Origin of the sequence: Hyphomonas polymorpha PS728 (assembly GCF_000685315.1) — a bacterium.
GTDB classification, from domain to species: Bacteria; Pseudomonadota; Alphaproteobacteria; order Caulobacterales; family Hyphomonadaceae; genus Hyphomonas; species Hyphomonas polymorpha.
In genome coordinates, this window is record NZ_ARYM01000010.1 from 146,517 (window position 1) to 154,438 (window position 7,922).

The window sequence follows — 7,922 nt, forward strand, 5'->3', positions numbered from 1 at the left end:
GAGGCGTCAGTCGTCCTCCCGGATCTCGCCCAGCCCGTCCTTCATGCCGAACCGGGCATAGAAGAACATCGCAATCAGCATGCCGGCGCAGAGATAGAATGGCAGTTCGCGGCTGACATATTCGTAGAAGAACAGCCCGAAGAAGGGCGTCACGATGTAGCCCATACCGTTGGCGGAGATGACGAGCCCGGCGACATTTCCCTGAAGCTGGGGCGAGACGGCGAGCGAGGCACCGCTGGAGAAGCCAGGCCGGGCAAGGCCTTGGCCAAGGCCGATCAGGAATTGTGACAGGATGAGGCTCGCAAAATCATTGGCGAAGACAATCATCAGTGTGCCCATCAGGAGCGGCACGCAGCCCACCCACATCAGGGTCTTGTTGCGCAGATGCAGGCGCGGAATGATCACGAGCTGGGCGAGCAGCACGGCTACTGCGCCTACGGTGAAGGCCGGGCCGGTATATTGTGCAGCCTCCCGTCCCGCGACACCGAGCTTGTCCATCACGGCGAAAACGAACACCTGGGTCAGTACGCCGGTGACCAGTGACATGGCGACCGCATAGACGAGGAAGGGCAGTACCCGGTCAGAGTGCCAGAGGCCCTTGGCGCTGATTTCCGCTTCCAGTTTGACGGCGTCGGCGACTGGCGCGCGGGTTTCCGGCAGGCGCCACCAGACGAGCGCAGCCATCGTGCCCGCCAGCAGCGCGGTCACCAGGGCAGGGGAGAGGATACCGACCCAGGCCACCAGCGCGGCGGCAAACGCCGGACCAATGACGCTGCCCACGCTGAAGCCGGAGGAAAGGAAGGCAATCTCGCTCTGGCGCTCTGCCTTGCTGGTGCGGTCGGCTACATAGGCCTGCGCGGCCGGGTTGGCCGCCGAGCCGATCAGGCCGAACAGTGAGCGGGCCAGCGCGAGGCAAATGAAGACAAGAATGATGTTCGTCATGATGCCGGACAGGGCGAGCCGTCCTGTCAGCCAGATGAAGAACATTGAGGCGGCATAGCCAGCCAGGCCAATGGCGGCGACCTTGCGGCGGCCCCAGATGTTGGAGCGTTTCCCCCAGAAGGGAGAGGTGAGCGACCACAGCAGGGCCGAGAGTGAAAATACGGCGCCGGCCATCCAGTCCGGCATCTCCATTTCCCGCGTCAGCTGGGGCAGCACTGCGGCAAGCAGCATGGTATTGCCGGCCCCGATGGCCATGAGCGCGAAGAAGAGAAGGATGAAAGCGCCCCGGCGATCCGGGCGGGACTGATCGGGCAGCCGGTCATTTGTGCCTGGCATGAGTATGTTTTCCGCTCCCCACGGATTTTGCCGAGTGCGGTGCGCCCGAATACGCCCCTTGTGAACGTGGCTTTAAGACGCGCCGGGCATGAAGGGTAGGCTCAGCTTCTGAGTCTTGAAAGGGAAATGACGCGCGGTGCTCCAACTTGCCGGTCTTGTCATTGTGCTCCTGCTGGTGGGCGGTGGTCTTGCCTTGACCGGCGGACCGGCGGCGATGCACGCGCTGCCGTTTGAGCTGGCGCTGATCGGCGGGGCGGCCATCGGCACGGTGATGCTGGCAAATTCGCCTGCCGTTGCGCGGGAGGCGTTTGCCGGTTTTGTGCGCGCCTTCAAGGGCGCGCGCTGGAAGAAGGCGGACTATGCCGACCTCTTCACGTTGACCGGCGGCCTGATGCGAGCCGTCAAGCGCCGGGGCTTTGTTGCCATCGAAGCTGACATCGAGATGCCGGAGGAATCAGCGCTTTTCCAAGCCGCGCCCCGCATTCTGGAAGATGCGCCTGCACGCACGCTGATCTGTGACGCGTTCCGCCTGATGGCGCTGGATCTTTCTGATCCTCAGCGGGCGGATCAGCGGATGATGGAAGCCATTGACGGGCATATGGCGCAGCGGGCCAAGGCAGTCGGCGCGCTGCAGACCCTGGCCGACGCCCTGCCGGCGCTGGGCATTGTGGCGGCAGTGCTGGGCATCATCCGCACCATGGGCGCGATTGATCAGGAGCCCGCCATTCTGGGCGCGATGATCGGGGCTGCGCTGCTGGGCACCTTCCTCGGCGTGTTCCTGGCTTACGGCCTCGTGGGGCCGATTGCAGCGCGCTATGGCCAGATTGTCGAGGAAGAGGCCGTATTCCTCGAAACCATCCGGGTGCTCATCCGCAGCTTTGGGGAGGGCGCGGCGCCGTCGCTCGCCATTGAGATGGCGCGCACGACCCTGCCTCTGGCGTTGCAGCCGGATGCCGCCGGAATGGGCGGGGCGCAGGTGACCCCGCTCGCAGGTGCGCGAAGACCAGCTGCCTGATTGGCGCCGGAAGGCATAGACGCTAGGCTCGCCTGCAAACCACTCCAATCTGCAGAATAAGGCTGTCGCCTATGTCCCGCTTCGATGAACTTGTTGCCACTGTTGAGGTCTACCAGGCCCTGGCGGAGGAAAACTACAACCGTATCCGGCGCCTCGCGGAAGAGGTCCGTTCGGGCCTCTGTGACTATCTGGGCGCCAGCGATGGTGTGTGCGTGCATCTGGTGCCCCCGGCCGGTCCCTTTGAGCCGCGCTCCTATGGCGACCAGGCCTTCTCCATTCCGCCGCGCGGTTTTCGTCCGCTGGGGCCGGTCTCATTTGGCCTGGCCGTACGGGTTACCAAGTCGCAGGACTGGTTGCGGCTGGCGCTGCACTGCCGGAAGGCGGGCGAGAGCTTCATCGTGCATATCGAGGAGGGCGCCGAATACGAGTTCCACCTCCCGATCACGGAGGAAGATGCCCGGCCCTTCAATGCGCATATCTTTGAGCATATCCAGGAGTGGTTCAAAGAGAACATCGAACGCTATCGCGAAGGGGCCTATGGCGCGCGCGCAATCGGGTTCGAGTTCTCTCTCCCTGAGTCCAAATCCCAACTCGAGACCTAAGCTTCAAAACCGCACTCAAATACTCAGGGTGCTCCGGCGGGCTTCGGTCTGGAATCGGTATTCTCCCTCTTGGGGAGAAAATTTATTTCCGGTTTGTGCGGAAAATCCGTCTTGACACGGATTATTCACCAGCGGCCTGAAGTTCTGCCCCGTGAACGCGCAGCCAGGATCTGTGGCGCTTCCAGTCAGGGCAGCATTTTGCCACCAGAGACCAGAATTTGTTCGAATGGTTCATCTCTTTCAGGTGGGCGCATTCGTGGGCGGCCACGTAATCAAGGACTTCCGGCGGGGCCATGATAAGTCGCCATGAGAAGGAAAGCTGCCCATCAGAGGTGCACGATCCCCAGCGGGAGCGCGTGTCCTTAACGGAAATTCCTTTATATTCAACGCCAAGGGTCTCGGTGTGGCGTTTAACAGCACGTGTCAGCTCGGCACGCGCCTGCTTCTTCAGGAACCGCTCCACCCGCAGATGAATGGTTTCGGCATCCCCTGGAACAGAAAGGATTTTTGGCTCGCCTGCCGAAAGCTTGGCCAGCCGGCCTCCGCCCTCACCTGAAATCTGACAGGGATACCCCCTGTAGTTGAAAATTGCGCCCTCTTCGAATCGGACGATTTCCGGAAGGTGCTGAAGCCTTGAGGAAATCCAGTCCACCCGCTCGGCCGCGAATGCGGCGGCGGCTTCCATCTGCCGTGGACTTGGCGCAATCGCAACGGCTTCCCGGCGGCGCTCGTCGAGCCGGATAATCAGCCGCCTGGCCTTGGCATTGACCTCAAGGCGTACTTTCACCCGCTGTCCGCCGGGTGCCTTCAATGTCATGGTCTGGCCATTGTTGTAGAGCATGTGTAAAGAATCCGCACTAAACACAGCGGCCACACCGCACCCCCCAAACCGAAACCAGAGGGACATCTTATGAAGTATCTGCTCACCGGCGTGATCGCTATAACTTTGCTTACGGCATGTGGGCAGAAAGACAAGCCGAGTGGTGAGGCCGCTCTCGCGGCAGTTGAATTTGATGTGTCAAAACTTTCGGACATCTCGCTTCGGAAAGGGGATGCAGCTACCGCTTCTCAGGCCTTGGCAGCCTTCTCTTTGGCTGAGTCCGGATCTGGTATCCTGTCTTTCGACAGCCGGGATATCAACGGTGACAAGGCGGTCTTCACGAATGTGATCTTGTCCATCCCCAGGGACACGGGCCCAAGCGAGCCGCTCTACACCGAAGAAGAGATCGCTGAGCTCTTCTCCTATATGGATTATGATGGCGACGGCATTGCCGATGATGGCTCGGAAATGACGCTGGAAGAGTACAGCGCCAGCATGAACGCGACCGAGCCGGCCGGCCCGCCGCCGGTGGTTAAGGCTGCCAAGCTGGAATTTGACGGCCTCGGCATGATCAATGGCGCGGCGAACTTCTCGCTGATGCGCTTGTCCGACATTTCCGTGACCCCGGTTGAAGGCTCTGAAGATCAAAGCCGGGGCACGGTCGGCACCATCGAACTGATCAACCCGTCGCCGGAAACCGCCGCCTGGGTGGCCAGCCTGTTCGGGCAGGGCGAGCCCGCCGATCTTCCCGAAGGCGCGGCGCTGTCTTTTGATCGCTGGGCCATCAAGGATGTCGATCTCGACATCGTGGATGCAAGCGGCTCGGGCGGCTTTGAGCTGGCCTCGTTCTATATCGACGGGCTGAAGGAAGAGAAGGCCGGCAAGCTCGGCCTGTCGAAGCTGAACTTCCAGTTCAGCGAAGAAACCTCCGGAGACGTGAACATCACGCTGGACGGCTTTGGCCTTGCCGGTCTCGACTACGGCCTGATCGCCGCGGCTGCCAACAGCTCGGCCGATCCCACCGCCATGACCGAGGCGATGCAGGCCGATCCGGGCAATCCGGGTTTTGACGCAGCCCTGATGAAGGGCCTGAAGGCGGACGTCATCGGCGCCAGCATCGATATGGCCTCGTTCAATTCCTATGTTGGCCGCGATGGCCAGGGCCGGGCGACCAAGATCACCACCGATCCGTTCACGCTGACAGTGGCTGCCCGTGACAATCCCGATGGGGAGCAGTTTGCCGGCGCGCTGGCGACACTGGGCTATGAGACACTGACGCTGAGCGCCGCCGGCGAGCAGCTTTATGATCCGGATGCAGACGTCGTGACCCTGCCGAAGGGCAAGAACTACTGGCAGCTTAACGATGGCTTCAAGCTGGACGTTTCGGCCAAGTATGAAGGCTCCAAGGCAATTGCCGCTGCGTCGTCGGCCGCTCAGCTTGAGGCCAATCCGGACGCGATGATGGAGGCGATGATGAGCAAGCTGGCCTTCCATCAGTTTGAAGTCTCGTTCGCCGACAATGGCTTCTTCAACCGCGCTCTGAACGCTTATGCCGCTCAGTCTGGTGAGGACCCGGCAAACCTGCGCGCGCAGATTTCCGGCGTGATGGCCATGGCGCCGATGATGGCGGGCAGCACCGGCATTGATGTGGCCGTCGTAACCGAGCTGGCAACGGCGATCTCCAGCTTCGTTCAGGATCCCAAGACCCTGACGATCAGCATGACGCCGCAGACGCCGGTGACGGCGCAGACCTTCGTGGACGCGGCAAGCAACCCGTCTGACCCGGCCAAGAAGCTGGACAAGACGAAGCTCGGCTTCTCCGCTGGCAACAAGTAAGCGATTGCCGGCTGAGGCAAGACAGGGAAGGGCGCGGGGCCGGAAGGCTGCCGCGCCCTTTTCAATGAGAGATAATGGAGTCATAGGCTTGAGCATATGAGACTGGCGTTTTTTGGAGATGTAGTCGGCAAGCCCGGACGGGCGGCGGTGCTGGAGCACCTGCCAGGCCTGCGCGCGCGGCTGCGGCTCGATTTTGTCGTGGTGAATGGCGAGAATGCCGCCGGTGGCTTTGGGCTCACCCGTCAGATTGCGGAGGAGTTCTTCGGCGCGGGCGCTGACTGCCTGACGCTGGGCGACCATGCCTGGGATCAGCGCGAAGCCCTCACCTATATCGAGCGCGAGCCGCGCCTGCTCCGCCCACTGAACTACCCCGTGGGCGCTGGCGCGCCGGGGAAGGGGGCAGAGCTTTACATGCTGCCCGACGGGCGCCGGGTGGGCGTGGTGCAGCTTCAGGGCAATGTCTTCATGCGCCAGTCGCTGGCCTGTCCGTTCGTGGCGGCCGATGCGGCGCTCGACCAGATGCCGCTGGGCGCGGTGGCGGACGCCGTGATCGTGGACATGCATTGCGAGGCGACCAGCGAGAAGATGGCCATGGGTCATCATTGCGATGGCCGCGCCAGCCTTGTGGTCGGCAGCCATACGCATGTGCCCACCGCCGATACGATGATCCTGAATGGCGGCACGGCCTATCACACGGACGCCGGCATGTGCGGGGATTATGATTCGGTGATCGGTATGCAGAAGGAAATGTCGCTTTACCGGTTCACCACGCAATTGCCCGGAGAGCGGGTATCAGCCCGCCCTCGGCGAGGGGACGTTGTGCGGAACCTATGTAGAAACGGACGACCGCACGGGCCTCGCCCTGCGCGTGGAGCCGATCCGGATGGGTGGCCGGCTCAGCCCGCAGGTGCCGGCGGTCTAGGCGTTTTCTGTTGTGGGCGCTTCAGGATACGGGTTCGTGTCCGGAATGTCATGACAAAGCATTATATTACAATCCCCTCAGAAAGGCGCTCCAGGGGTTGAGCCGCTGGCCCGCTTTTGTTTGGCTGATGCCAGACATTTGGAGAGACCTGAGAGGAGAACGTATCATGGCTCTACAGAAATTCCGGGCACGCACTGTTTCGGCAATGCTGGCGCTGGCCGCCATGGGCGGGGGCACGGCTCTTGCGCAGGGCACTGAGGCAGCGCCCGTGGCCATCGCGCCGATGACAGACGCTGAAGCCACCCAGTTCGTGGCCGCCAACAAGAAGGTGACTGAGGTTGCCAACAAGATGACGCTGGAGCTGCAGGCTGCCACGAGCGAGGATGAGGCCGCTGCCGTTCAGGCCAAGGCCGAGCAGCAGATCACCGCCGCCATCCAGACCGAAGGCATCACGCCCAAGCGGTATACGGAGATTATCCAGCTGGCCGAAACCGATGAGGCGACCCTTGCCAAGCTGCGCGCCGAATTCGGCAGCTGAGGCAGGCTGAAAAGCCACCTTCTTAAAGGGGCCGTTCCGGCAGGGACGGCCCCTCTTGCATGGAAAAATGAGTTGGCGTAAATCGCGCCGCGCTGCCGGGAGCTGCGAGAGGCGCGGGCCGGGCGGTGGAGCCGTCTTTCGCAATCCCATGCCCGATGTGTCGTTTGACTGTGTGTCCTGCGGCGCCTGCTGTTTCAGCCGGAACCCCCGCTATCTCGAACTCCTCCCCTGGGACGCCGCCCGCTCCCTGCCGCCGGAAAGCCTCTTCACCGAAGAGGGGCGCACCTTCGTCCGCTTCGAATGCGGCCACTGCATTCACCTAGACCTGTCAAACGGCAAGGCCGCCTGCCAAGTCTACGAAGACCGCCCCGAAGCCTGCCGCGCCTTCCGTGCCGGGAGCTTTGAATGCGTCAAGGCAAGACGGGCGAATGGGGTGATGGGGGCTTTGGCGCGGGAAGCGTCGTAGGGTGGGATAGCCGAAGGCGTAACCCACCGGGCGGCGTGTGGGGCGGGGGCGGACGGTGGGTATCGCGCTGCTCAACCCACCCTACGCTTGCTTTGGCCAATCCCCATCTTGGCTTAGGTCGAGCAAATCAGTTTTTCATCAGAAATTATGGAACTAGTTTGCAACCCTTGCAGACTATTCCGCTAGGAAAATGAAGATGAACGACATTCGTAAAAAATTGAGTCCCGATCTATTACCCATTTATGAAGATGAAATTGCGCGGGGGAATGAGGTATTAAGGGTGGATGAGCCCGCTGGGTCGCTTTGTCCACTTGCAGTGGTATTTCGTCTTCCGCTTAAGCGCGAGAGTGCTCCATCGAGCCAAGCAGTTGGAAATGACGTATATTGGCATGAAAATGCCGACCCTCGCTACGAGGTGGACGGGTAATCCTCCCAGAAATTAATC

At 61.7% G+C, this 7,922-nt stretch carries 8 protein-coding genes and 1 pseudogene; 7 read left to right on the forward strand and 2 right to left on the reverse strand.

Annotated features, from left to right (window positions below; translation table 11 throughout):
- Positions 1-6 precede the first annotated feature (6 nt).
- The gene (locus HPO_RS10255) at positions 7-1,278 is read right to left on the reverse strand and encodes an MFS transporter (protein WP_035597977.1); all 1,272 of its coding nucleotides are present in this window, start codon (positions 1,276-1,278) and stop codon (positions 7-9) included.
- Positions 1,279-1,414: 136 nt separating this feature from the next.
- On the opposite strand from HPO_RS10255, the gene HPO_RS10260 reads away from it, so the two are divergent.
- Both HPO_RS10260 and HPO_RS10265 read left to right on the forward strand, forming a co-directional pair.
- Complete coding sequence (locus HPO_RS10260; RefSeq protein ID WP_035597980.1) at positions 1,415-2,293, forward strand: motility-associated protein; 879 nt, start codon at positions 1,415-1,417, stop codon at positions 2,291-2,293.
- A gap of 71 nt (positions 2,294-2,364) precedes the next feature.
- Complete coding sequence (locus tag HPO_RS10265) at positions 2,365-2,895, forward strand: hypothetical protein (protein WP_035597983.1); 531 nt, start codon at positions 2,365-2,367, stop codon at positions 2,893-2,895.
- A 121-nt stretch (positions 2,896-3,016) separates the two neighbouring features.
- Here HPO_RS10265 and HPO_RS10270 read toward each other — a convergent pair whose 3' ends face one another.
- Entirely contained in the window at positions 3,017-3,736 is a 720-nt protein-coding gene (locus HPO_RS10270) for a M48 family metallopeptidase (protein WP_035597985.1), read from the reverse strand.
- A gap of 69 nt (positions 3,737-3,805) precedes the next feature.
- Between HPO_RS10270 and HPO_RS10275 the strand changes: the two genes are divergently transcribed.
- The 5 genes and pseudogenes from HPO_RS10275 (at position 3,806) to HPO_RS20520 (ending at position 7,904) form a co-directional block, all read left to right on the forward strand.
- Positions 3,806-5,551 carry a hypothetical protein gene (locus tag HPO_RS10275; RefSeq protein ID WP_035597987.1) on the forward strand — a complete coding sequence of 582 codons (1,746 nt, stop codon included), beginning with the start codon at positions 3,806-3,808 and terminating at the stop codon, positions 5,549-5,551.
- Between the two features lie 96 nt (positions 5,552-5,647).
- Positions 5,648-6,473, forward strand: a pseudogene (locus HPO_RS10280) (TIGR00282 family metallophosphoesterase).
- A gap of 166 nt (positions 6,474-6,639) precedes the next feature.
- Positions 6,640-7,011, forward strand: a complete 372-nt coding sequence (locus HPO_RS10285; RefSeq protein ID WP_035597990.1) for a DUF4168 domain-containing protein — start codon at positions 6,640-6,642, stop codon at positions 7,009-7,011.
- A 148-nt stretch (positions 7,012-7,159) separates the two neighbouring features.
- The gene (locus HPO_RS10290) at positions 7,160-7,477 is read left to right on the forward strand and encodes a YkgJ family cysteine cluster protein (protein WP_035597991.1); all 318 of its coding nucleotides are present in this window, start codon (positions 7,160-7,162) and stop codon (positions 7,475-7,477) included.
- A gap of 196 nt (positions 7,478-7,673) precedes the next feature.
- Positions 7,674-7,904, forward strand: a complete 231-nt coding sequence (locus HPO_RS20520; protein ID WP_157532766.1) for a hypothetical protein — start codon at positions 7,674-7,676, stop codon at positions 7,902-7,904.
- The last annotated feature ends 18 nt before the right edge of the window (positions 7,905-7,922 follow it).

Excerpts from the sequence above, each read along its gene's own strand:
- HPO_RS10255 (WP_035597977.1), bottom strand. The coding sequence starts at position 1,278 with ATGCCAGGCACAAATGACCGGCTGCCCGATCAGTCCCGCCCGGATCGC.
- HPO_RS10265 (WP_035597983.1), top strand. The coding sequence starts at position 2,365 with ATGTCCCGCTTCGATGAACTTGTTGCCACTGTTGAGGTCTACCAGGCC.
- HPO_RS10270 (WP_035597985.1), bottom strand. The coding sequence starts at position 3,736 with ATGCTCTACAACAATGGCCAGACCATGACATTGAAGGCACCCGGCGGA.
- HPO_RS10275 (WP_035597987.1), top strand. The coding sequence starts at position 3,806 with ATGAAGTATCTGCTCACCGGCGTGATCGCTATAACTTTGCTTACGGCA.
- HPO_RS10285 (WP_035597990.1), top strand. The coding sequence starts at position 6,640 with ATGGCTCTACAGAAATTCCGGGCACGCACTGTTTCGGCAATGCTGGCG.
- HPO_RS10290 (WP_035597991.1), top strand. The coding sequence starts at position 7,160 with ATGCCCGATGTGTCGTTTGACTGTGTGTCCTGCGGCGCCTGCTGTTTC.
- HPO_RS20520 (WP_157532766.1), top strand. The coding sequence starts at position 7,674 with ATGAACGACATTCGTAAAAAATTGAGTCCCGATCTATTACCCATTTAT.